Origin of the sequence: Streptomyces kurssanovii (genome assembly GCF_040677245.1) — a bacterium.
Taxonomy (GTDB): Bacteria; Actinomycetota; Actinomycetes; order Streptomycetales; family Streptomycetaceae; genus Streptomyces; species Streptomyces kurssanovii.
On record NZ_JBFAQK010000013.1, the window covers coordinates 47,441 to 71,858 of the forward strand.

Sequence of the window (24,418 nt, forward strand, 5' to 3'; positions counted from 1 at the left end):
TGTGGCCTACCGCAAGACACCCGCTGTGCAGAGCAGGCTCGACGCCGCGAGGGAGCACCTTGTGGAGCAGGCGACCTCCGTGGTCGCCGAATCCGGCTGGGCCAACGCGTCCGTCACCGCGGTCGCCGCCGCGGCCGGCATGTCCGTCGGGTCGGTCTACCAGCACTTCCCGTCCAAAGGCGCACTGGCCGTCGAGGTCTTCCGGCGCGCCTCCGGACGTGAGGTCGAGGTGCTCGCGGAAGTCCTCAAGGACGCCGGCGGAGACCCCGTCGAGCGGCTCGCGCACGGCGTGCGCGTCTTCGCCCGCCGCGCCATGGAGCGCCGCGGCCTCGCCCACGCACTCCTCGCCGCCCCCGCCGAACAGGCCGTGGCCCGTGAGCGGCTGGAGTTCCGGCGCCGCTACCGCGACGTGTTCGCAGAGGTGATCCGGGAGGGCATCGCGGGCGGACAACTCCCGCCGCAGGACCCCGACGTCACCGCCGCCGCACTGACCGGCGCGATCGGTGAGGTGCTGGTCGACCCGTTGTCCGGTCCCGCGGACGGCGACGCCGCCGAACACCTGGTCGCCGAACTGGTCGCGATGTCCCTGCGCTGCGCCGGCGCCCGGACCGCCGGCTGACACCCCTACGACTCCCCGAGGACCACGATGACGACGACTCCCGCCGCAGCCGCTGGCACGACCGCGAACGCCGCCGCGGCCGACGCCTCCCCGAACAGCCGGCCCACGGCCGAGACCCATGTTGTGACCAACCAGCCGCCGCCGCTCGTCGGACACGACGTCGCGGACGACGCCGTACTGCTCGAGGGCCTGCGGCGCGAGGGCGCCGGCTGGTACACCGAGGACCTGCACCGCATCGGCAGGCTCGCCGGCTCCGAACAGGTCCAGCGCTGGGCCGAGGAGGCCAACCGCTGCGAACCTGTGCTGCGCACCCACGACCGGTACGGGAACCGGATCGACGAGGTGGACTTCCACCCGTCCTACCACGCGCTCATGGACGTCGCGATCAGAGAGGGACTCGGCGGCGCCCCCTGGGCCGACGACCGGCCCGGCGCCCACGTCGCCCGCGCGGCGGGATTCATGGTGTGGTCCTCCGCGGAGCAGGGCCACGGCTGCCCCGTGTCCATGACCTACGCCGTGGTGCCGGCCCTGCGGTCCGAGCCCCGGCTCGCCGCCGTGTACGAGCCGTTGCTGACCAGCCGGGTGTACGACCCCGGGATGCGCGCGCCGGCCGGCAAGCGCGGGCTGCTCGCCGGCATGGGCATGACGGAGAAGCAGGGCGGCACCGACGTCCGCGCCAACACCACCACCGCCACCGAGCACCCCGACGGCACCTGGCGGCTGCGCGGCCACAAGTGGTTCACCAGCGCACCCATGAACGACCTCTTCCTGGTGCTGGCCCAGGCCCCCGGAGGCCTGTCGTGCTTCCTGGTGCCGCGGGTGCTCCCCGACGGCAGCCGCAACACCTTCCGCATCCAGCGGCTCAAGGACAAGCTGGGGAACCGGAGCAACGCCAGCAGCGAGCCCGAGTTCGACGACACCGTCGGCATGCTGGTGGGCGCGGAGGGGCAGGGCGTGCGCACCATCATCGACATGGTGACGATGACGCGGCTGGACTGCATCCTCGGCTCGGCGTCCGGCATCCGTACCGCTCTGACACAGGCCGCCCACCATGTCCGCCACCGTTCCGTGTTCGGCGCCAAGCTCATCGACCAGCCGCTGATGCGCAATGTCGTCGCCGATCTGAGCATCGAGTCCGAGGCGGCGACCACGCTCGCGCTCCGGGTCGCCGGAGCGGCCGACCGCGCACAGCGGGGCGACACCCAGGAGAAGGCCTTTCTGCGGCTGGCGACGGCGGTCGGCAAGTACTGGGTCTGCAAGCGGCAGCCGGCAGCCGTCGCCGAGGCACTGGAGTGCCTCGGCGGGAACGGCTACGACGAGGCGTCCGGCATGCCGAGGCTCTACCGCGAGGCACCGCTGAACGGCATCTGGGAGGGCTCCGGCAACGTCAACGCGCTGGACGTACTGCGCGCGCTGACCCGTGAACCCGGCTCCCTGGAGGCGTACGGCGCGGAGATCGAGGCCGCTGCCGGCGCGGACGCCCGACTGGACGCGGCATGGCGGGAGTTGCGTGGCGCACTTGTGCTCACGGAGGACGCCGCTCTGGGCGCCCGCCGCCTCGTCGAGCGCATGGCCCTCGTCCTGCAGGGCTCCCTCCTCGTCCGGCACGCACCGGCCGCCGTGGCCGACGCCTTCTGCGCGTCCCGCCTCGCCGGCGACCGCGGCCTCGCCTTCGGCACGCTCCCCACGCGCCTCGACCTCGCCGCGGCGATCGACCGGGTGCCGGCGGGGGCGGTCTGAGCGGGAGGCACTGACGCCGCGGACCACCCGCGGGTCGGCACTGACGCCGCGGACCACCCGCGGGTCCCCCTCGAGGACCAGCGGCCGCCTACCGCGGACGCAGTACCTTCGCGGCGACTGCGGCATCGGCGGCAGCGCGAAGTGTCTGCGTCCGGCGGACGACCGGGGGCAGCTCCGGCGGACATGATCGGCTGACATCGAGCCGTATCAGCAGAAGGAGCACCTCATGTCGGTTCCGTCCGTGCTTGCCGCACCAGTGGTCGCGCACCTCTCCGTCCCGGCCGCCGCCGATGCCTACGCCATGAGCTCCGGGCGCCTCGTGGCCGCCGTGGCCGCGTTGCTGGGGCTGATCGGCGTGGCCGCCGGCGGGCTGGCGTCGGCCCGGCCCGCCGGTCGCTTCGCCGGCCTCGCCGGCACCGGGCGGAGCAGGGCCGTCGTGGCACTGGGGGCGGGCCTGATCAGCATGGCCCTCGGCGGAGTGGTCGTGGCCACCGCCGAGGGTGGTCTCGGCACCGGCAACGGGCTGGGCGGCGGTGTCGTGGCGCTGGTGGTGGGACTGTTCGGTGTGGTCCTCGGAGGGCTGGCCCTGGCTCGCCTCCGCCGCACCGGCTGACCGGGGCCGGCCCGCCGCCGGTCACCAACGCACGGGCAGCCTGCGCACGCCTCTGATCAGCAGGCCCGGCATCCACGGCAGGTCCGCCTCGTCCGCGTCCTGCGCCAGGTCCGGGCAGCGTTCGAGCAGTGTGCGGAACGCGATCCGGCCCTCGAGCCGCGCGAGCGGCGCACCCAGGCAGTAGTGCAGACCGTGACCGAAGGCGATGTGACCGCGGGCGTCCCGGCGGATGTCGAACCGGTCGGGGTCCTTGAAGCGCTCGGGATCGCGGTCGGCGTCCGCCATGGTGATCAGGACGGTGGAGCCGGCGGGAATGGTCACCCCGCCGATCTCGACATCCTCCAGCGCGAGGCGGTCCGTACAGGTCTCCACCGGACCGTCGTAGCGGAGCATCTCCTCGATCGCTCCGTCGAGCAGCCCGAAGTCGTCCCGCAACGCGGCCAGTTGATCGGGATGCGAGAACAGGGCCCGCATGCCGTTGCCGATCAGATTGACCGTCGTCTCGTGCCCGGCGATGAGCAGCAGGACGGACATGCCGATGAGCTCTTCGGGCGACAGCCGGTCCCCGTCGGCGTCCGCCGCGTGGATCAGCGCGCTGAGCAGGTCCTCGCCGGGACGCGCCCGCTTGGCGGCGATCAACTCCGCCAGATAGGCGGGCATCTCCTCGTAGGCGAGCGCCTCCGCCTCCGGACTGGTGCGCGCCACCATCTCGTTGGACCAGCGCCGGAAGGCGTCCCGGTCGAGCTCGGGCACACCGAGCAGGTCGCAGATGACGGTCATGGGCAGCGGGAAGGCGAAGGCCGCGATCAGATCCGCCCGTCGCGACGGTTCGGCCAGCATGGCGTCGAGCAACTCGTCCGTGACCTGCTGGATGCGCGGCGCCAGCGCGTCGATGCGGCGCGGGGTGAAGCCCTTCGTCACCAGCCGCCGCAACCGGGTGTGGTCCGGCGGGTCCGACATCAGCATGTGCGCGAGGGCAGGCTGGTCCTGGCCGGTGTTGATGATCTGGCTGACGTCGCCGGACTTGACCCAGTCCCGGCTCAGCCGCGGATCCGTGAAGGCGGCGCGAGCGGTGTCATGGCCGAGGACGAGCCAGATCTCCTCGCCGTCGGGGTCGAGCACCCGGTGCACGGGCGCCTCGGCCCGGAGCCGGGCATAGACCGGATAAGGATCGCGGACGAAGTCCGGGCCGAAGTCCCGCAGATCGACGATGGGCGTGGCCGCCATGTATTCCCCCAGTTCACGAGTCGAATCGCACGCTAGCGCGAACGGAGGGCGGACGGACATCGGGTTTCGGTCAATGAATCCGCCCCTGCGTGCGATGAGGCGAGCGCCGCGGCCGGCGCCGGTCGCGGCGCCCCACCGGCCCGGTCGACGTGCGGCCCGCGTGCACCGGTTCCGCGTCGACGCGAGCTCTCGCCGCCAGGACCGAACGGGAGCGGCCCTGTCACGGGGGTCATGGCGCATGAGCACACACCGTGTCGGGGTGTGGCCAAGGCTCCGCGTCAGGACGGGGCGAGGACGCGGAACTCGAGGCCCGCCGGGTCGGCCGGGCACGTCCACGGGACGTCGCCCCGGCCGAGGTCGAGGTCGGTGGCGCCGAGGGCTCGTAGCCGGGCCACCGCCACTGCCTTCTCGTTCCGGGGGCAGCACGGCCGAGAGCCGGTCCGACTGCCGCGCCCGCCACGGCGCGTTCCCGTCCCCGGTCGCGATCTCAGCGGGGCGGCAGGCTCGAGCGCCGAACGACCAGCTCCGGTTCCAGCACCACACGGCGGTGTTCGTGGTCGCCGCCGTCGGCCGTCTCTATCTCCTCCAGCAGGAGTTGGGCGGCCAGGGTGCCCATGGTGCGGGCCGGCTGGCGCACCGAGGTCAGGGGCACGGCCGCGGCCGCCGCGAACTCGATGTCGTCGTAGCCGACGATCGCGAGGTCCTCGGGGACGCGTACGCCCGCCGCGAAGACCGCCTGGAGCACGCCGAGAGCGAGCAGGTCGTTGGCGCAGAAGACGGCGGTGGGCCGGTCCGTCATGCCCAGGAGGCGGGCTCCGGCATCGCGGCCGGCGGCGACGTCGAGGCGGTCGGTGGGCAGTTCCCGCATCGCCCCCGGCGGCAGGCCGGCCTCGGCGAGGGCCTGCAGCGCACCGGTGCGGCGGTCGCGGATCTGGCTGAGGCCGGGCGGCCCGCTGACGTAGGCGAGGGAGCGGTGGCCGGACTCGACGAGGTGGCGGACGGCGAGAGCGCCGCCGGTCACGTCGTCCACGGACACGGAGCATTCGGCGTTGCCCTCGGCGACCCGGTCGACCAGCACGAAGGGGATCTTGTGACGGCGGAAGGTCCTGATGGTCCCGCCGGTGGCGTCCGCGGGAGTCACGAGAACCCCGCGGACGCGCTGCTCGGCGAACAGCGCCAGGTACTCGGCCTCGTCCGCCGGGCTCTGAGCGCTGTCGCAGATCATGACGCCGAGCCCCGAGCCGCGGGCGGCCTGCTGCGCGCCGCGTGCGATGTCCGCGAAGAACGGGTTGCCCATGTCGAGGACGAGCAGCCCCATCATGCGGCTGTGGCCGGCCCTCAGTTGGCGGGCCGATTCGCTGCGGACGTACCCGAGACGGCTGATCTCGGCCTCCACCCGGGCGCGGGTGGGGGCCGAGACCGTGGTCGGGCGGTTGATCACGTTGGAGACCGTGCCCACGGACACGCCGGCGGCGCGGGCGATGTCCTTGATACCCACCGAGCGGGCCATCGGGTCAAGACCTCCAGGGTAGGAAGAGCAAAGGCAGGCCTCAGATTACCCACGGCCGCCCCGCGGGCCGCCGGTGCCGTCGGCGGCGCGTGACCGCGGTGGCGTGTCGTCCGGTCGAGCGGTGCCCTGCCGGAGCCGGCCACCGCGCCGGCATGGGGCCACGTCGTTGTCGAGACGGAGCCGCGGCGCACGACCGCGGTGGCGTGCCGTCCGGCGAGACGGCCCTGCCCCGGCGGAGGCCGCGCCGGCCCGACGCCACGCCGGCCCACTGCGGGGGCGGCCCGACGCCACGCCGGCACGGCGCCGCGCCGGCCCGCTGTCGGGGCGGAGCCGGTGGTCGCTTCAGGCCAGGTGGAACACCTCCGTGAGGGGTTTCATGGCCTCGTCGGGCCGCTGTCCGTCCAGGGCCTCGAAGCAGTCGGCCATCTCGGCCTGCCAGCGGGCGTTGACGCCGGTCGCCTCCATCGCGGCTCTGGCCGCGTCGAAGTCGTCGGTCTCCAGGTAGCCGACGAGCAGACCGTCGTCCCTCAGGAAGAGCGAGTAGTTGCGCCAGCCGCTAGCGGAGAGGGCGTGGAGCATCTCGGGCCACACGGTCGCGTGGCGCTCCCGGTATTCGGTGAGCCGGTCCTCGCGGACCTTGAGCAGGAAGCAGACGCGCTGCATGGGGGCCGTCCCGAGGGTCGGAGTGTACCGGTCGGCATGTTCTCCTCCGTGATCCCCGGCGGCGCCCGGGACGTACCCCGGATGTGCGGTGAAAGGTTTCACTGAAGGTGGTCGGGAGATTAAGCGTCGCAGCGATTTCACGTCAATGGCAACACTGTCGGAACGTCGGTCCATCGGCGACTCCCAAGCGCCTGGCGGGTGTCCGCCCCGACGGGGGTTGACGTCCCCGGGCCCACACACTTAGCGTCCTCTTGAATCGTTTCACCTCCCCTCGTCCGAGCACGCACCGCACTGGGTCCATGGGCACCACGCCGGGCCCCGATGCCGTAGGAGCCCACGTGACCGACCGCGCCGCCGCGAAAGCAGCCCTGCAGGCCCAGACCGTAGAGACGCCGTCATGGGCGTACGGGAACTCGGGCACCCGCTTCAAGGTGTTCGCCCAGCCCGGCGTCCCACGCACCCCGTACGAGAAGCTGGACGACGCCGCCCAGGTGCACGCCCGCACGGGCGTCGCGCCCACCGTCGCCCTGCACATCCCCTGGGACCGGGTCGACGACTACGCGGCTCTGGCGAAGTACGCGGCCGAGCGCGGCCTGCGGCTGGGCACGATCAACTCGAACGTCTTCCAGGACGACGACTACAGACTCGGCAGTGTCTGCCACCCCGACCGCGCGGTGCGGCGCAAGGCCCTGGACCATCTGCTGGAATGCGTCGACATCATGGACGCAACCGGCTCGCGCGACCTGAAACTGTGGTTCTCCGACGGCACCAACTACCCCGGCCAGGACGACATCCGGGCGCGTCAGGACCGCCTCGCCGAAGCACTCGGCACCGTGTACGAGCGGCTCGGTGAGAAGCAGCGGATGCTCCTGGAGTACAAGCTCTTCGAGCCGGCCTTCTACACCACCGACGTGCCGGACTGGGGCACGGCCTACGCCCACTGCCTGAGGCTCGGCCCCAAGGCACAGGTCGTCGTGGACACCGGTCACCACGCACCCGGCACCAACATCGAATTCATCGTGGCGCTGCTGCTGCGCGAGGGGAAGCTCGGCGGCTTCGACTTCAACTCCCGCTTCTACGCCGACGACGACCTCATGGCCGGCGCCGCCGACCCGTTCCAGCTGTTCCGGATCATGTACGAGGTCGTCCGGGGCGGCGGGCTGACGCCCGACGTGGCGTTCATGCTCGACCAGTGCCACAACATCGAGCAGAAGATCCCCGCCGTCATCCGCTCGGTGATGAACGTCCAGGAGGCCACCGCGAAGGCCCTCCTCGTCGACGGTGACGCCCTGTCCGCCGCCCAGCGCGCCGGCGACGTGCTCGCCGCGAACGCCGTGCTGATGGACGCCTACAACACCGACGTCCGGCCGCTGCTCGCCGAACTGCGCGAGGAGACGGGCCTCGACCCGGACCCGGTCGCCGCCTACCACCGCTCGGGCTGGCAGCAGCGGATCACCGAGGAGCGGGTCGGCGGACAGCAGGCGGGCTGGGGCGCCTGAAGACAACCGCCCCGGCAGGTCATCCCCGTACGCACCCACCTCGAAGGACACACACATGGCCTCCTCGCCCCACCCCGCGGCCAAGGCTCTTGTCGCACGCTCCCACCGGCTCGGCTCCGACCCGCGCAACACCAACTACGCGGGCGGCAACACCTCCGCCAAGGGCGTCGCCACGGACCCGGTGACCGGCGCGGACACGGAACTGATGTGGGTCAAGGGCTCCGGCGGAGACCTCGGCACGCTCGCCGCGTCCGGCCTCGCCGTGCTGCGGCTGGACCGGCTGCGTGCCCTCGCCGCCCGGTATCCGGGTGTGGAGCGCGAGGACGAGATGGTCGCCGCGTTCGACTACTGCCTCCACGGCGGGGGAGGGGCCGCCCCGTCCATCGACACCGCCATGCACGGCCTCGTCGACGCCGCCCATGTCGACCATCTGCACCCGGACTCGGGCATCGCGCTGGCGTGCGCGGCGGACGGGGAGAAGCTGACCGCCGAGTGCTTCGGCGACAGCGTGGTGTGGGTGCCGTGGCGGCGGCCGGGTTTCCAGCTCGGCCTCGACATCGCCGCCGTGAAAGAGGCCAACCCGCAGGCCGTCGGCTGCGTCCTCGGCGGCCACGGCATCACCGCCTGGGGCGACACCTCCGAGGAGTGCGAGCGCAATTCGCTGCACATCATCCGCACCGCGGAGGTGTTCCTCGCCGAACGCGGCCGCCCCGACCCCTTCGGTCCGGTACTGGACGGCTACGAGCCGCTGCCGGAGCCGCGACGGCGGGAACGGGCCGCGGCCCTGGCCCCGCACGTGCGCGCCCTGGCGTCGGCCGACCGGCCCCAGGTGGGGCACTTCGACGACAGCGAGGTCGTGCTCGACTTCGTCTCCCGGGCCGAGCACGGCAGGCTCGCGGCCCTCGGCACGTCCTGCCCGGACCACTTCCTGCGCACCAAGGTGCGCCCGCTGGTCCTGGACCTGCCCGCGACCGCGTCCCTGGACGACAGCGTCGCGCGCCTGAAGGAACTGCACACCGCCTACCGCGTGGAGTACCGGGCCTACTACGAGCGTCACGCCGGGCCCGACTCGCCGCGGATGCGCGGGGCGGACCCGGCGATCGTGCTGATCCCCGGTGTGGGCATGTTCTCGTTCGGCAAGGACAAGCAGACCGCCCGCGTGGCCGGCGAGTTCTACGTCAACGCCATCAACGTGATGCGCGGCGCCGAGGCCGTCTCCCGATACGCCCCCATCGACGAGTCGGAGAAGTTCCGCATCGAGTACTGGGAGTTGGAGGAGGCCAAGCTGCGGCGGATGCCCGAGCCCCAACCCCTCGCCACCCGCGTCGCGCTCGTCACGGGAGCCGGCTCCGGCATCGGCAGGGCCATCGCCCGGCGGCTCGTCGCCGAAGGCGCCTGCGTCGTCGTCGCCGACCTGAACGCCGGCAACGCGGTCGCCGTCGCAGAGGAGCTGGGCGGACCGGACCGGGCCGTCGCCGTCACCGTCGACGTCACCGACGAGGCGCAGATCACCGCCGCGTTCCAGGAAGCGCTGCTCGCCTTCTGCGGGGTGGACCTGGTCGTCAACAACGCCGGGATCTCCATCTCCAAGCCGCTGCTCGAGACCACGGCGCGGGACTGGGACCTCCAGCACGACATCATGGCCCGCGGCTCCTTCCTGGTCTCCCGTGAGGCAGCCCGCGTGATGACGGCCCAGCAACTGGGCGGCGACATCGTCTACATCGCTTCCAAGAACGCCGTGTTCGCCGGGCCGAACAACATCGCCTACTCCGCCACCAAGGCCGACCAGGCCCACCAGGTACGGCTGCTCGCCGCCGAACTCGGCGAGCACGGCATCCGCGTCAACGGCGTCAACCCCGACGGAGTGGTGCGCGGTTCCGGCATCTTCGCCGGCGGGTGGGGCGCCCAGCGGGCCGCCACCTACGGCATCGAGGAGGACGAGCTCGGCGAGTTCTACGCCCGGCGCACCATCCTCAAGCGCGAGGTGCTGCCCGAGCACGTGGCGGCCGCGGTCTTCGCCCTCACCGGCGGCGACCTGACCCACACCACCGGACTGCACATCCCCGTCGACGCCGGCGTCGCCGCCGCCTTCCTGCGATGAACCGCCGCCCTTCCGCGACGGACCGCCGCCTTCCCGCGACGAGCCGCCGCCCTCCCATGACGAGCGGACCGGCGAAGTCCTTCGCGGCGGTCGACCTCGGCGCGTCCAGCGGACGCGTCATGGTCGGCCGCCTCGGCCGCGGAACCCTCGAACTCACCGAAGCACACCGGTTCCCCAACCGGCCCGTCCGCGCCGGCACCACGCTCCACTGGGACGTCCTCGCCCTGTACGCCGGCGTCCTGGACGGTCTGCGTGCGGCCGGAGAAGCCGCCGGCGGACGGCTGGAGTCGGTCGGCATCGACAGCTGGGCCGTCGACCACGGCCTGCTCGACGCGGACGGACGACTGCTCGGCAATCCGGTGCACTACCGCGACGCCCGCACCGAAGGCGTCCCCGAGAAGGTGTGGGCCGACCTGCCGGCCGACCGGCTGTACGCGGCGACCGGCATCCAGCACGCGCCGTTCAACACGCTGTACCAACTCGTGGCGGCCCGGGGCACGGCGCAGCTCGCCGCGGCCCGCCGCCTGCTGCTGATCCCCGACCTGATCGCCTACTGGCTGACCGGGGAGCAGGGCACGGAGCTCACCAACGCCTCCACGACCCAGCTCCTCGACCCGCGTACCGGCGACTGGGCCCGCCCTGTCGCCGAGAGCATTGGCATCGACGTCGCGCTGTTCCCGCCGCTGCGACGGCCGGGCGATCCGGCCGGCACGCTGCTGCCGCACGTCCTCGAGGAGACCCGGCTGAACGGCCCGGTGCCCGTCACCACCGTCGCCTCCCACGACACGGCGTCGGCGGTCGCCGCCGTACCGGCGGCCGCCGGCGAACGCTTCGCCTACATCTGCACCGGTACGTGGTCGCTGGCCGGCCTCGAACTCGACTCGCCGGTGCTGACGGAGGCGGGTCGCCGGGCCGCCTTCACCAATGAGCTGGGCATCGACGGCACCGTCCGCTACCTGCGCAACATCATGGGCCTGTGGCTGCTCCAGGAGTGCCTGCGGGAGTGGGGCGACCCGGAGCTGACGCCGCTGCTCGACGCCGCCGCCGCGATCCCCGGCCCGGCGTCCGTGGTGGACGCCTCCGACCCGGCGTTCCTCGCACCCGGCCGGATGCCGCAGCGCATCGCGGAGGCCTGCCGAACCTCCAGGCAGCCGGCGCCGCGCACGCCCGCCGAGACCACCCGCTGCATCCTCGACTCCCTCGCGCTGGCACACCGCCGGGCGGTCGAGGACGCCCAGCGGCTCGCCGGCCACCCGGTCGACGTCGTCCATGTCGTCGGCGGCGGAGCGCGCAACGCACTGCTGTGCCGGCTGACCGCGGACGCCTGCGGGCTGCCGGTGGTGGCCGGCCCCGCCGAAGCGGCGGCGCTCGGCAACATCCTCGTCCAGGCCCGCGCCCACGGTCTGATCGGCGACCGCGACGAGATGCGGAGTCTGCTCGCCCGCACCCAGCACTTGACCCGCTACGAGCCGTCGGGCGACCGTGCCGCATGGGACGCCGCCGCCGAACGGGCCGTCCGGAGATGATGGTCCGGCCGACGGCGCCGCCGACGACCGTCGCGCCGGGGCCGGCCGGGCAGAGCACGGCCCGTCCCGTGTCCCGCCTGCCGACGAAGGAGCCGCATTGCGTGTCGCCCTGTTCATCACCTGTGTCAACGACACGCTCTATCCGGAGACCGGCCGGGCCGTGGTGCGGCTCCTGACCCGGCTGGGTGTCGACGTCGACCACCCCCTCGGCCAGACCTGCTGCGGCCAGGCGCACTACAACACCGGCTACCGGCACGAGGCGGAGCCACTGGCCCGGCACTTCGCCGATGTCTTCGGCGCCTACGACGCGATCGTCACACCGTCGGGGTCCTGCGCGGCGATGGTGCGCGAGCTGTATCCGCGGATGGGTGAGCGGGCCCGGGCGGAGGGCCGCGGCGACACGCTGGCCCGCACACTCGCGCCCGTGGTGCCGAAGACGTACGAACTCACCGAGTTCTTGGTGGACGTCCTGGGCGTCACGGACGTGGGCGCCCACTACCCGCACACGGTCACCTACCACCCGACGTGTCACGGACTGCGCGGTCTGGGGCTCGGTGACCGGCCCCGGCGTCTCCTGGAAGCGGTCGGCGGCCTCGAGCTGGCCGAGCTGCCCGGGGCGGAGGAGTGCTGCGGCTTCGGCGGCACGTTCGCGGTCAAGAACGCCGACGTGTCGGCCGCGATGGGCACCGACAAGGTCATGAACGCGGCATCGACCGGCGCCTCCGTGCTGTGCGCGGCGGACAACTCGTGCCTCATGCACCTCTCGGGGACGATGTCCCGGCTACGCGTCGGCATGCGCCCGGTCCACATCGCCGAGATCCTGGCGAGCACACGAGAGGAGCCTTCGGCATGAGCGGCACGTTCGTCGGGATGCCCGCGTTCCCCGAAGCGGCGCGCGGCGCCGTACACAACGCCACGCTGCGCGCCAACCTGCGGCACGCCACGACCACGATCCGCCGCAAACGGGCCGACGCCGTCGCCGAGTTGTCGGACTGGGCGGCCCTGCGCGAGGCCGGCAAGCAGATCAAGGACCATACGCTCCGTCACCTCGACCGGTATCTCGGGCAGTTGGAGGACGCCGTCACCGCCGCCGGCGGCACCGTCCACTGGGCAGCCGACGCCGACGAGGCCAACCGCATCGTCACCGGCCTGGTGAAGGCCACCGGCGAGACGGAGGTCGTCAAGGTCAAGTCCATGGCCACCCAGGAGATCGGCCTCAACGAGGCACTCGAGGCGGCCGGCGTCCGCGCCTACGAGACCGACCTGGCCGAACTGATCGTGCAGCTCGGCGACGACAGGCCCTCCCACATCCTGGTCCCGGCGATCCACCGCAACCGTGGCGAGATCCGCGACATCTTCCGCGCCGAGATGACCCGATGGGGCCGCCCCGCCCCCGACGATCTCACCGACACACCCGCCGAGCTGGCGGAGGCCGCACGGCTGCATCTGCGCGAGAAGTTCCTCCGCGCGAAGGTCGGCATCTCCGGCGCCAACTTCATGGTCGCGGAGACCGGAACCCTCGTCGTCGTCGAGTCCGAGGGCAACGGACGCATGTGCCTGACCCTGCCGGAGACACTGATCTCCGTCGTCGGGATCGAGAAGACCGTCCCCACCTGGCGCGACCTGGAGGTCTTCCTCCAGACGCTGCCCCGCTCCTCGACCGCGGAGCGCATGAACCCGTACACCAGCATGTGGACCGGCACCACCGACGGCGACGGACCACGCGCCTTCCACCTCGTACTCCTCGACAACGGGCGCACCGACACGCTCGCCGACGCCGTCGGCCGCCAGGCGCTGCGCTGCATCCGCTGCTCCGCGTGCCTCAACGTCTGCCCCGTCTACGAGCGCGCCGGCGGGCATGCTTACGGCTCGGTGTACCCCGGCCCGATCGGCGCGATCCTCAGCCCCCAACTGCGCGGCACGGACAGCGACATCGACGCGTCACTGCCCTACGCGTCGACACTGTGCGGCGCCTGCTACGAGGTGTGCCCGGTCGCCATCGACATCCCTGAAGTGCTCGTACACCTGCGGGAACGGGTCGCCCAGGGCGGTCAGGTGACCCGGGCGGGCACCAAGGTCGTCCTGAAGCCGGCCCGGGGCCACGCCGCCGAGCGCGCCGCCATGCGCGCCACGCGATGGGCCCTCACCCACCCCGGCGCGGTGCGTGCCGGCCAGCGACTGGCGTCCCGCACCCGGCGCTTCCACCCCAGCCGGCTCCCCGGCCCCGGCAAGGCGTGGACCGCGACCCGCGACCTGCCGGCGGTGCCGCCCGAGTCGTTCGGAGACTGGTGGAAACGCACGAACGGCGGAACACGCGACGAAAGGGGCGGAAGCCGTTGAGCAGCAGAGACCTGATCCTCGGCCGGGTGCGGCACGCCCTGGCCGACCTGGCGGACGACCCGGCGCCGTACGCACAGGCCGTCGAGCGCACCTACCTGCGCGAGCACGGCGAACGCACCGTCGGGCAGACCGTCGCCCTGCTCGCGGAGAACCTGGCGGACTACCGGGCCGTCGTCCACCGGTGCACCGGCCCGGAGGTGGCCGGCACAGTGGCGCGGCTGCTGTCCGCCCGGGGAGCGCGGACGGTCCTCGTGCCGGCCGGCCTGCCGCCCGACTGGTCGGCCGACGTCACCGCCGACCGCGTCCCGGACAGCCTGTCGAGCACCGCGTACGACCTGGACCGGGCCGACAGCGTGATCACCGGCTGCGCGGTCGCCGTCGCAGAGACCGGCACGATCGTCCTGGACGGCGGACCCGGCCAGGGCCGCCGCCGCATCACCCTCGTGCCCGACCACCACATCTGCGTCGTCCGCGTCCCCGGCCAGGTCGTCTCCTCCGTGCCCCAGGCGCTGGAACGCCTCGACCCGGCACGCCCCCTGACCTGGATCTCCGGCCCGTCGGCCACCAGCGACATCGAACTGGACCGGGTCGAGGGCGTCCACGGTCCGCGCACTCTCGAGGTCCTGCTCGTGGACGAGCAGCCGACGCCTTTGGACCACGGCTGACAGGTCCTGCCGCCGGCGAGCGCCTCCGCCACTTGGGCCCCAGAGGTGGCGGAGGGCGCAGCCGGGGGATACCGCTGAGGCATGGCTGGGATCGAACTGCACACAGCAGCATTCAACGACCACGCACTCGTCCCGCGACGTTACGCACGGGACGGCGACAACATCTCCCCACCCCTGACCTGGTCCGGCGTGCCCGACGGCACGGCGGATCTGCTCCTGCTCTGCGAGGACCCCGACGCACCCTCCGGCACCTTCGTCCACTGGCTCGTCACCGGCATCGACCCGGCCGACGGATCCGTGGAAGCCGGCGAAACACCCCCGGGCGGCACGCCCCGGACCAACGGATTCGGGGACACCGGCTGGGGCGGACCGCAACCACCCGTGGGCGACGAGGCACACCGGTACTTCTTCCGCCTCTACGCCCTCCCCGAGCCCGTGACACTCCCCGACAAGGCCACCGCCGACGACGTCCACCGTGCCGTGGACAAGACACAACTGGCCAGCGGCACGATCGTCGGCCTCTACCAGCGCTGACCGGAACGGCGCCGTACACCGCAGGACCGGTCCCCGACGACGGGGACCGGTCCTGCGGCGTGCGCGGCCGGCAGAGGTGCCTGGACCGGCTCAGGTGCCGAGGCGCGAACGCAGCAGCTCCTTGCCGAGCTCGGCCCCCTTGCGGCTGTCGGCCTGCGCCTTGCGGAACAGCTGGACGATCTCGGTGTCGTTGTCGCGTTCCGCGTCCTTGATGTAGGTCTCCATCCGCAGCGCGTTGTTCAGGCACGCCTCGACGTACCAGATCAGGTTGTAGTGCTTGTCCTTCGTGCCGGTGATCTCGCCGGTCTCGCTGGTGCTCATGGTGTTCGGTTCCCTTCCTTGTGCGATTCACGTGGTGAATGTGGTTGTGCGGTTCGTGCGGCGGTCGGAGAGACGGGAGAAGGCGGTGCGACCGGGGCCGGTCTCAGTGGTGACGGCCGGTGATCAGGTCACGGGCCCGGTCCACCAGACCGGCCCCGGGGGCGAGGATCCTGTTCGCGGGAGGCGTGTCCGGAGCGGCGGGATGAGGCCGGGTCGGCGCGGTCTTCTTCGCCCGTCGGATCTTCTCGCCCAGGTCGGCCAGCGTTTCAGGAGTGCAGGCGTCCGCCAGGAGCGGGAAGAGCCGGTTCTCCTCGTCCCGCACATGCTCGGCGACCTCGAGCTTCAGCTTCGCGACCAGATGGTTGAAATCGATGTGGTCGGGTTCGAGGCCCTCGAGCTCCTTCAGCATCCGCTCGACGCCGGCATGGTCCTCGATCTCCTTGTCGGCGAGACCGTCACCCCCGTCGACGTGGCGGCGCACTGCCGGATACAGGTACTCCTCCTCGGCAACGGCGTGCCGCACCAGTTCCACCGTCAGCTCGTCCACGAGCTCCCGGCGGCGCGCGTCCGCGACCGGCTGCATCTCGATCCGGGCGAACAGCGCGTCCACCTCTCGGTGGTCCGCCGTGAGTTCCTCGATGACGTTCCCGCCGTGTCCCATGCCGGTCCCTTCTTGATCCTCGGCCGGAGCCGAGCAGATCGGTTCACCGTGGCAGCGCGAGTACCCATAGTCCTGGCCGACACGCACGCGACCGGTGAAGCAGGGCAATTCGGGCGACATCGTCGTCCGAGCGGCCGCGCCGCCCGCCCCTGCCCGGGGACCGCCGGGAAGCGCGACACGCCCGGTCACCCACAGGAACCATTTGCGAGTCCGACCGTCCACCTGCGCCTCCCGCGCGACATGCCCCGGTATCGCCCGGGAGGCGACCTCCCGACCCTGGCAACGCTCCGAAGCGGAATGCATACCCTGAGGTGGGCCGCGCCGACTTCACGGGCGGCAGCTTTGATCACGGGGGCGGTATGGGTTTCGGCTTCGGGCAGCTTCATGGTGGGCAACTGCCCCTGGAGCGCACCAGTTTCGTCGGCAGAACCGGGGAGATCGCCCTGGTCCGGCGGACCATCGGGCAGTCACGGCTGGTCACACTGGTAGGACCGGCCGGCGTCGGGAAGAGCCGTACGGCGCTGCGCGCGGCGGGCGGGATGAGGGAGCGGTTCCCCGACGGTGTATGGCTGGTCGAACTCTCGGCGCTGAACGATCCGGAACTCATCCCCGCGATGCTCGCCGCGGTGCTCGAGCTGCCCGAACAGTCGGGCATGGAATCGCTCGCCGCCGTCGTCGCCCACCTCCAGGGACGGAGGCTGCTCCTGGTGCTCGACACCTGCGAGCACCTGGTCGACGCCTGCGCGATGCTCAGCGACACCCTGCTGCGCGAGGCGGCGGACGTGTCGGTCCTCGCGACCAGCCGCCAGCCCCTCGACGTACCGGGCGAACACACCGTGCCGATCGCGCCGCTCGCCGCCGACGACGCGCTGGAACTGTTCGTCCAGCGCTCGGCGGCGGTCGTCCCGGGATTCACGGCCACCGACTCCAACCGGGAGCAACTGCGGGCGCTCGTCGGACGGCTGGACGGGATTCCGCTGGCACTGGAACTGGCGGCGGTGCGACTGCGGGCCGTGCCACTGGCGGAACTGGTGACCCGGCTCGATCACCGGTTCGAGGTGCTCACCGGAGGCCGGCGCACGGCGCTCACCCGGCACCAGACACTGCGCACGGCCATCGGCTGGTCGTACGAGCTGTGCACACCGGCGGAGCGGCTCCTGTGGGCACGGCTGTCCGTGTTCGCGGGCTCTTTCGAACTGGCGGCGGCGGAGCGCGTGTGCGGCGGCGGTGAACTGCCGTTCGACGCCGTGCTGGAGACGCTCGTCGGACTCGTCGACAAGTCCGTGGTGCAGCGCGTCGGCGAGCAGGGAGAGCGCTACCGGTTGCTCGACTCGATCCGTGAGTACGCCGCCGACCTGCTCACCGCCTCCGGCGGCACCTGCCGGGTGGCGGAGGAACACCTCGCCCACTACCACGAGCTGGGCCGGCGCCTGTGGGACGAACTGATCACCGACGCCCAGGCCGGCCTCCACCGGAAGGTCCGGGCCGAGATCGCGGACCTGCGCGCCGCCCTGCACTACGCGTACGCGACCAAGGGCCGGGCCGCGCAAGGGCTGTCGCTGGCGGTGAAGCTCGCGCCGTACTGGCGCGCGGCCGGGATGCTCTCGGAGGGCAGGTACTGGATCGACAAGGGCCTCGGCCTGGTGACCGAGGAATGCTCGGAGCGCGCCTGGGGTCTGTTCATGACCGGGGTGTTCGCCGTGTGGACCGGAGACCTCATGGCGGCGTCCGAGCGGTTCGAGCAGGCGGACGAACTGGCGCGGCGCTGCGGCGAGGAACGCGTGGCGCTGTTCGCCGCGCCCTACCGCGGAGCGATGCGCGCGCTGTGCGGCGAGGTCGAAGAAGGACTCGCCGCGCTGGAAGAGGGCCGGCGGCGGATCGTCGCGAGCGGGGACGCCCTCGGCATCAGCATCGTCCACTACGAGGGAGCGCTGTTACGGGCCGTCCTCGGGGACGCGGACGGCGCCCTGCGACTGTGCGAGGCCGGCCTGCGCCATCTCGAGGGCACGGGAGAGCGGCAGTTCTACGCGTCCACGCTGGTGGTGCAGGGCCTGATCCTGTGGCTGGCCGGGCGGCACGAGGAGAGCGCGATCCCGCTGCGCAAGGCGCTGGACGCCGTGAGCGAGATCGGGGACGTACTGGTCGCCGCGCTGTGCTGCCTCGGTCTCGCCTGGCACGCGGCTCAGCAGGAACGTCACTCCCAGGCTGCCTGGCTGCTGGGGTACGCGGAGAGCGCGCGCCGCCTGAACGGCGACCCGGTGACGATGCTGCCGTCGCTGTCGGAGGAACAGGAGGCCGTGCAGAGAACGGTACGTGCGGCACTGGGCAGCGAGGAGTTCGAGCGCTGGCACGCGGTAGGGGCACACATGTCGGGAACCGAGATCCTGCGGGCCGTGCAGGCCGGCACGGACGTGCCTCCGTCGGCGGGACGTGTACCCGGCGCGCGGAACGCGGCAACCGCGGCGGACGTCCTGACACCGCGGGAGCGGGAAGTGGCCGCCCTGGTGGCCCAGGGGCTGTCCAACCGGGAGGTCGCCGAGCGGCTCGTGATCTCCAAACGGACCGCGGACACACACGTCGAGCACATCCTCACCAAGCTCGGCGTCACCTCGCGCGCCCAGATTCCCACCGTGCCGGACCCGTAGCGGCAGAGAGAGCGGACGTCCCCCCCCCGCGCTCCACGCCGCGTACATAGGCGCTGTGTACGTATGCCGGCCCGGTGTTCCCCGCCGTCTCCGCATACGGATCTTGCCCGGCGGCGGATGCGCGGGGCCGGCGTCGTCCGGAAGGATCGGTCCGTCGCCCGTACAGCCGGCAGCAGGCCGGCGCCACGAGTGGGGCGCCGGTACCCGGCGCGTCCAACTGCCCGCCGAGGCACGGGCGTACCGCGCCGCGACCCCCTCCTCGCGGTGCGGGCGAGCGTGTGGCTGCCCTCGTCGGCGGGGCAGCCGCACGTTGATTCACGGCGGACGGCCGTCCGGTTCCGCAGGCGCCACGGGTGGCCACCGTCACCACCCGCGGAGCCGGGACCACTGTCCGCCGGGCCCGGCGCCGACCCCCGCGTCCTGCCGCCGGGGCCCGGCAACGGCTCCGGGCCCCGGCGGACCCGCTCAGAGCGCGGCGCGCTCCACGGGGATCCACAGCTCCGCGTCCGCCTGCGCCCCGTCCGCCGACAGGCTCACCCGCAGGATCTCGGGCCCTGGCCTGCTCCGGTACGGGTTCGAGGGGAACCACTGCGTGAACACGTCCCGCCACAGGAACTGCAGGGCCTGCGGGAACGAGCCCGAGCTCTCGAACACGGCCCACGTCCCCGCCGGAACGGCGAGGACATCCGTGCCCTCCGGCGCCTCGGCACGGGTCACCACGCCGTGGTAGTAGTCGAGTTCCGTCCCCTCGGCCCGGCTCGGGTCGAGGTCGTCGCTCACCGCGACGATTCCCCTCGGCTCCTGGTCGGACAACTCCGCGAGCCGCCGCACCGTCTCCTTGTCGATGCCCCGGATGAACTCGGCGATGGCCGGGTTCACCCCCTCATGGACAAGAGGCACACGGGCCTTCATTCCGACGACGCGGAACTCCTCCCTGTCCACAACCCTGTACCGCATACTGCCGCTCCCTTCGACGGTGAGACGGAAGGACAACCGCTGCTGGGACCGCAGAGCCGCACCGGTCCGCCGGGCCTCGCCCGGACCGACGCCGTGCACGGCGCGGAACGCCCGCGCGAACGCCTCCCCGGAGCCGTAGCCGTAGCGCACCGCGATCTCCAGGAGCGTCCGCCTGCCGGCGAGCACCTCTGCCCCCGCGACGGTCAGCCGCCTGCGCCGGACGTACTCCGACAGTGACATCCCCGCGAGCGCGGAGAACAGCCGGCGGAAGTGGTACTCCGACGTCATCGCGACGCGCGCCAGGTCGGCCACGTCGATCTGCTGATCGAGACGGCTCTCGATGTGCTCCATGGCCTGGTTCAGCCGCTCCAGCACCCCGGCCTCCCTCCCTTGACGACACTCACGCTAGGAGGACCCCATCCTGTCGGACCCGACATCCTGTGCCCGGTCCGGTCGGGTACGGCGAGCCCTGATCGGCCCCGGCCCCGCCCATGGTGCGGCCGGCATCGGGACCTGGGCCCGGCCCCGGCCCCGGCCATGGTGGGTCCGGCATCGGGACCGGGCCCCCGCCTACGGTGGATCCCGCGTCGGTCGGCGGGCGCCCGTCGTACGCCGGGCCCGGCCGCGCCCACGGCGAGCCCTGGTCGGCCCGCCCCCGGCCCGCCTCCGGCCCCGGCCCCGGCCCGCCCCCGGGTCCGGGTCCGGCCCCGCCCCCGGTGGATCCGGCGTCGGGACCGGGGGGCGGCGGATGCGGCACCGAGACCGGGGCTCGGTTGACCCGGCGTTGGGACCGAGGCATGGCGAACCCCGGCGTCGGGCCCGCGACACGGCGGATCCGGCATCGGAACCGGGGCGCGGCCCCGGGGCCCGGGGCGGGCTCGCTCGCGCGGCCCCGGACCCGCCCCGCTCGCGGCCCCCGGCCGGGGGCGAGCCCGCTCGCGGTCCCGGGGGCCGGTCAGTACAGCGGCGCGTGGCTCCGGCGCGGCCGGCGCCGGCCGGACCACCGGCGCGGTCGGCGGACGCCCGTCGTACGCCGGGCCCGGTTCACCGTGGCGCCCTGCTCGCCGCGGCCGGGGCCGCGGGCACGCCGGTCCGTGGCAGCGGCGCGGCCGGCAGGCACAGCCGCCCCGGGATCCCGGCCTCGATGTCGGCCATCAGCCGGCGCAGGGCGGCGGCACCGTGTACGTCGGGCAGCCCTGGTTCGAGGGAGGCGAGCGTGCGGTGTGCCCGCCGCCAGGCACGGGCGCTGCGGCCGTGCCGGTGGTCGACGAACGCCCGGGCGTACCGGGCGACGACGGACGCCCAGGCGTCCTCGCGGACACCGGGACGGGTCAGGGCGCGCCGGGCGCTGCGCCGGGCGGCAACGGGATCGAACATGGCCTCGGCCACGGCGACGGCGGCCTGGCTGACCGCCGGTGAGGGGCCGCCGGCCGCGTGCGGCGGGACGGTGTCCGCGGCCTCCTGGAAGTGCCGGGCGGCGGCCTCCGCGTCCTGCTCCTGCAGCGCCAGCGTCCCCTGGACATGGGCGACACGGCCGATGGTGGCGTCGTCCCCGGCCATCACCGCGGCCGACCACGCCCGGCCCAGCAGCACCCGGGCCGTCTCCGGATCGGTCCCCGCGCTCAGCCACGCCGCGAGCCAGAGAGCACGGGTGACCAGGGGATCGTCGGCATCGTTCAGCGGCAGCAACCGCAGGAGGTACTCGCGGCCTTCCTCGGCCCGGTCGTGCACCACCCACCAGAACCACAGATTGACGACGGTCTCGAGGGCGTCCGCGGAATGCTCCGGCCGGTCCAGGGCGTACTCCACCATGGCCCTCAAGTCGTCCTGTTCGTCCAGGACCAGCCTCATCGCCTGCGTCTGGCCCCCGGTGCTCCACAGGCTCTCCGCGACGGCGGCCACACGCCGGCAGTGGACCACGAGCCGCTCGGCGGCCACCTGGAACTCGCCCGCGTCCCTCAGCCGCTCCTCGCCGAACTCACGGGCGGCCCTGGTCATCCGGTAGCGCGGCTCGCGCACCCCGCCCGGGTCGCCCACCGCTTCCAGGACCCCCGCCGCCGTCAACCGGGCCAGGCAGCCCGGCACCTGCCGGGCCTCGACGCTGCCCCCGGCGCACAGGAACACCGCCGTCCCCTCCGCGAAGGGGCCCGCGAAGACGCTCGCCCTGGCCCACACGATCCGCACCTCCCGCTCGCACAGCACATATCCGGCCCCGACCGCCTCCCGCAACGACCGGTGCCGCCGCAGGACGGGCCGAGGACTCGTCAACCACCCCTGCTGTTCCCTCAGCAGACCGGCGAGCTCGTCCACCGAGTGACGCACCGTCTGTTCGGCCGCCATCTCGATCGCCAGCGGCACACCCTCCAGCAGCCGGCAGACCTCCGCGACAGCCGGCAGGTCCGCCTCCTCGGCGCGGAAGCCCTCGTCCGCGGCCCTCGCCCGGTCGAGGAAGAGCTCCACCGCCGGAGCCCGGCCACCTCCGCCCACCGGTTCCTCGCCGCTCAGCTGCGTCAGGCGAAGGACGCGCTCGTCACCGAGTCCCAGCGGCCGGCGTGCCGTCACCAGCACCCGCACATCCGGCACCGCCATCAGCAGGTGCTGCACCAGGCCGATGCACTCCGTGTGGACGGGATCGACGTCGTCCAGGAACAGAAGGGTCCGCCCGTCGGGCAGGCCGCGCACCACTTCGGCGACACCCACCGTGTCCTGGGCCGGCCGGGCCCCGGTCAGGGCCAGCACCACCGTGGCCGCGAGGGCCCCGGACGACGCCGGACCGCTGCCCTGCCAGCGCACCTCGACGACGTGCTGCCACGGTCCGTCCGTCACAGAGGCCGCGACGGTGGCGGCCAGCCGGCTCTTCCCCATCCCGGCCCTCCCGGCCGTCGTCACCAGTCGGTGGCCGGTCAGGAGTTCTCGCAGGGCCGCGGCGTCCTGCTCCCGGCCGACCATGTGGCCGGGCCTCCGGACGCTGGAAGCGGGCAGGGCCTCGGGGCCGCCGACGCTTGTCCACACTGTTGTCGCTCTCCGTACCTTTTTCGACTGCGATCGACGGGCGACGCCACGGCCCAGGGGTCGGCAGCCCCGGGCACAGAACCGTCACTGCTGCGGCGCCACGGCAACCCCAACGCACCACCCGGCGACGAGTGGCGCTACCCGGCGCAGGATCACACCCCACAACGATTTGTCGAACTGCCGTACGGCACATACCTATTGGCGTGATGACAAACGTAGGTACGACAGTCCGGTGAATACGTATACGAGGCGGGGTGAGTACGTGTACCGGACTTTCCGGGATGCCTTCTCCGTGAGTTCCGGCACAGCGACGGGCTTTCAATAGGGGGAAGGCGTCGGAAGACGCGTTCCGGAGCGTTCCGTCCCGCCTTGCGGGCGGGTACCGAACCCTTTGCCGATAGCGGAGCCGTGATTGGCGTCTTCGAAGCGTGGAGAGTGTTCTGCGTGACCGAACCGACCACCGCAGAAAGGGGACGGATTTCCGTGCGACACCGATACCGGCCCGTGGAGGGTGTCCGATCTTGAAGTCGCTTCACGAGAGCAGCGCGTGGCCGGATCTCGGCTGCTGCCTGCTCGACCGCAATGTATTGACCGCGGACTGGATCCCGGCCTTCTCCCACGTGCGCCGGGCGGCGTTCCTGCCGGACGTGATCTGGCCCTACGACACGGGAACCTGCGGTTCGTTCCTGGTGGACCGTGCGCGGGACCCGCGGGAATGGCACGCCTACGCCGATGCCAACGTGCCCATCGTCACCCAGTGGGACGACGGTCGCCGCCACGGCGACCGCACGGCCGGTGAGGAATCCACCAGTTCGGCGTCCATGCCGTCGGTCGTCTTCGCCATGCTGCGCGATCTTCAGGCGTTACCGGGAGACCGGGTCCTGGAGATCGGCACCGGCACCGGATGGAACGCCGCCCTGCTCGCCCACCGGCTCGGTGCCGAGAACGTGACCAGTGTCGAGGTGGACCCGGACGTCGCCGATGCCGCGCGGCGATCGCTCGGCCGATTCGGGCTCCCGGTCGACGTCGTCACGGCGGACGGCACGGCCGGCGCCCCGCACCGGGCGCCGTACGACAGGATCATCGCCACCTGCGGCGTACGTGAACTCCCGTACGCCTGGGTGGAACAGACCCGGCCGGGCGGGACGGTCCTGGTGCCCTGGGGCACGTGCCACGGCACCATGGACGCCACGGTGCGTCTCGTCGTCTCGGACGATGGGCGCAGCGCTGCGGGCCGGTTCCTCGAGCCGGTGGAGTTCATGAAGCTCCGCTCGCAGCGGCCCGCCTGGCCACGGCACGCGGACTACGTCCCGGCGGACGGCCACGGTGCGGAGCGGTCCACCACGACGATTACGGAGAAAGCTTTCGGCACCGGCCGGTTCGACGACGCCCACTTCGCCGTCGGCCTGCAAGTGCGGGACTGCGTCCGGTCCGTGGCGCAGGAACGCGACGGCAGGAGACCCGTGTGGTTGTACAGCCTGACCGACCGTTCCTGGGCCGTGGTCGTCTTCCGCGACGACGGGCAGGACGCCGTCGTCCATCAGGCGGGGGCAAGGGCGTTGTGGGACGAGGTGGAGGCCGCCTGGCACTGGTGGGACCTGTCCGGCCGGCCCGGGATCGGACGGTTCGGGCTCACGGTGTCGCCCGAAGGCCAAACCGCCTGGCTCGACAGCCCGGACCATCCGGTCCCCGTCGTGGGCTGAGGAACTCGTCGGCCGTACTTCTGGCCCTGTGGCGGTCGGCGTTGACAGTCGGCATCACGTTGGTCATTCTTCGGAGAGCGCT

At 72.6% G+C, this 24,418-nt stretch carries 19 protein-coding genes and 1 pseudogene; 12 read left to right on the plus strand and 8 right to left on the minus strand.

The annotated features are described in order from the left end of the window. The first annotated feature begins 1 nt into the window (after position 1). The 3 genes from AB0K36_RS12540 to AB0K36_RS12550 all read left to right on the plus strand — a co-directional run bounded on the left by AB0K36_RS12540 (position 2) and on the right by AB0K36_RS12550 (position 2,972). Positions 2-619, plus strand: coding sequence for a TetR/AcrR family transcriptional regulator (locus AB0K36_RS12540; RefSeq protein WP_364592188.1), 618 nt, complete (start codon positions 2-4; stop codon positions 617-619). Between the two features lie 27 nt (positions 620-646). Next, positions 647-2,359, plus strand: coding sequence for an acyl-CoA dehydrogenase family protein (locus AB0K36_RS12545; protein WP_364592191.1), 1,713 nt, complete (start codon positions 647-649; stop codon positions 2,357-2,359). Between the two features lie 226 nt (positions 2,360-2,585). Further along, positions 2,586-2,972, plus strand: a complete 387-nt coding sequence (locus AB0K36_RS12550) for a DUF6223 family protein (protein WP_364592194.1) — start codon at positions 2,586-2,588, stop codon at positions 2,970-2,972. 21 nt (positions 2,973-2,993) lie between these two features. On the opposite strand, the gene AB0K36_RS12555 is transcribed toward AB0K36_RS12550, so the two are convergent. From AB0K36_RS12555 to AB0K36_RS12570, 4 genes and pseudogenes are all read right to left on the minus strand, one after another. Further along, positions 2,994-4,199, minus strand: a complete 1,206-nt coding sequence (locus AB0K36_RS12555; protein WP_364592197.1) for a cytochrome P450 family protein — start codon at positions 4,197-4,199, stop codon at positions 2,994-2,996. Positions 4,200-4,477: 278 nt separating this feature from the next. Continuing rightward, positions 4,478-4,606, minus strand: a pseudogene (locus AB0K36_RS12560) (VOC family protein); the annotation flags it as partial. 80 nt (positions 4,607-4,686) lie between these two features. Next, positions 4,687-5,709 (minus strand): LacI family DNA-binding transcriptional regulator, encoded by a 1,023-nt coding sequence (locus AB0K36_RS12565; protein WP_364592200.1) that lies wholly within the window; start codon positions 5,707-5,709, stop codon positions 4,687-4,689. 342 nt (positions 5,710-6,051) lie between these two features. Further along, positions 6,052-6,372 carry an L-rhamnose mutarotase gene (locus AB0K36_RS12570; RefSeq protein WP_364592203.1) on the minus strand — a complete coding sequence of 107 codons (321 nt, stop codon included), beginning with the start codon at positions 6,370-6,372 and terminating at the stop codon, positions 6,052-6,054. Positions 6,373-6,710: 338 nt separating this feature from the next. Between AB0K36_RS12570 and rhaI the strand changes: the two genes are divergently transcribed. The 7 genes from rhaI (at position 6,711) to AB0K36_RS12605 (ending at position 15,037) form a co-directional block, all read left to right on the plus strand. Further along, positions 6,711-7,871, plus strand: a complete 1,161-nt coding sequence (gene rhaI / locus AB0K36_RS12575; protein WP_364592206.1) for an L-rhamnose isomerase — start codon at positions 6,711-6,713, stop codon at positions 7,869-7,871. A 55-nt stretch (positions 7,872-7,926) separates the two neighbouring features. Next, entirely contained in the window at positions 7,927-9,972 is a 2,046-nt protein-coding gene (locus AB0K36_RS12580; protein ID WP_364592209.1) for a bifunctional aldolase/short-chain dehydrogenase, read from the plus strand. A gap of 56 nt (positions 9,973-10,028) precedes the next feature. Then, the gene (locus tag AB0K36_RS12585; protein ID WP_364592212.1) at positions 10,029-11,498 is read left to right on the plus strand and encodes a rhamnulokinase; all 1,470 of its coding nucleotides are present in this window, start codon (positions 10,029-10,031) and stop codon (positions 11,496-11,498) included. Positions 11,499-11,595: 97 nt separating this feature from the next. Beyond that, positions 11,596-12,351 (plus strand): (Fe-S)-binding protein, encoded by a 756-nt coding sequence (locus tag AB0K36_RS12590; RefSeq protein WP_364592215.1) that lies wholly within the window; start codon positions 11,596-11,598, stop codon positions 12,349-12,351. Next, positions 12,348-13,838, plus strand: coding sequence for a lactate utilization protein B (locus AB0K36_RS12595; protein ID WP_364592218.1), 1,491 nt, complete (start codon positions 12,348-12,350; stop codon positions 13,836-13,838). The genes AB0K36_RS12590 and AB0K36_RS12595 overlap by 4 nt, the downstream gene beginning before the upstream one ends. After that, positions 13,835-14,503, plus strand: coding sequence for a LutC/YkgG family protein (locus tag AB0K36_RS12600; RefSeq protein ID WP_364592221.1), 669 nt, complete (start codon positions 13,835-13,837; stop codon positions 14,501-14,503). Before AB0K36_RS12595 ends, AB0K36_RS12600 begins: the two co-directional genes overlap by 4 nt. 81 nt (positions 14,504-14,584) lie before the next feature. After that, on the plus strand, positions 14,585-15,037 hold the full coding sequence (locus AB0K36_RS12605; RefSeq protein ID WP_364592224.1) for a YbhB/YbcL family Raf kinase inhibitor-like protein: 453 nt from the start codon (positions 14,585-14,587) through the stop codon (positions 15,035-15,037). A gap of 90 nt (positions 15,038-15,127) precedes the next feature. On the opposite strand, the gene AB0K36_RS12610 is transcribed toward AB0K36_RS12605, so the two are convergent. Both AB0K36_RS12610 and AB0K36_RS12615 read right to left on the minus strand, forming a co-directional pair. Beyond that, positions 15,128-15,358 carry a hypothetical protein gene (locus AB0K36_RS12610; protein WP_364592227.1) on the minus strand — a complete coding sequence of 77 codons (231 nt, stop codon included), beginning with the start codon at positions 15,356-15,358 and terminating at the stop codon, positions 15,128-15,130. Between the two features lie 103 nt (positions 15,359-15,461). Then, complete coding sequence (locus tag AB0K36_RS12615; RefSeq protein ID WP_364592230.1) at positions 15,462-16,019, minus strand: hemerythrin domain-containing protein; 558 nt, start codon at positions 16,017-16,019, stop codon at positions 15,462-15,464. A gap of 359 nt (positions 16,020-16,378) precedes the next feature. Between AB0K36_RS12615 and AB0K36_RS12620 the strand changes: the two genes are divergently transcribed. Then, complete coding sequence (locus tag AB0K36_RS12620) at positions 16,379-18,664, plus strand: LuxR C-terminal-related transcriptional regulator (RefSeq protein WP_364592233.1); 2,286 nt, start codon at positions 16,379-16,381, stop codon at positions 18,662-18,664. Between the two features lie 465 nt (positions 18,665-19,129). Here the strand turns inward: AB0K36_RS12620 and AB0K36_RS12625 are convergent, their stop codons facing one another. Together AB0K36_RS12625 and AB0K36_RS12630 are read right to left on the minus strand one after the other, a co-directional pair. Beyond that, positions 19,130-19,996 (minus strand): GyrI-like domain-containing protein, encoded by an 867-nt coding sequence (locus AB0K36_RS12625; protein WP_364592236.1) that lies wholly within the window; start codon positions 19,994-19,996, stop codon positions 19,130-19,132. A gap of 669 nt (positions 19,997-20,665) precedes the next feature. Next, entirely contained in the window at positions 20,666-22,633 is a 1,968-nt protein-coding gene (locus tag AB0K36_RS12630; protein WP_364592239.1) for an ATP-binding protein, read from the minus strand. A 521-nt stretch (positions 22,634-23,154) separates the two neighbouring features. Here AB0K36_RS12630 and AB0K36_RS12635 point away from each other — a divergent pair. Continuing rightward, positions 23,155-24,336: a methyltransferase domain-containing protein gene (locus tag AB0K36_RS12635; RefSeq protein ID WP_364592242.1), complete on the plus strand. Its 1,182-nt coding sequence runs from the start codon at positions 23,155-23,157 to the stop codon at positions 24,334-24,336. Positions 24,337-24,418: the final 82 nt, after the last annotated feature.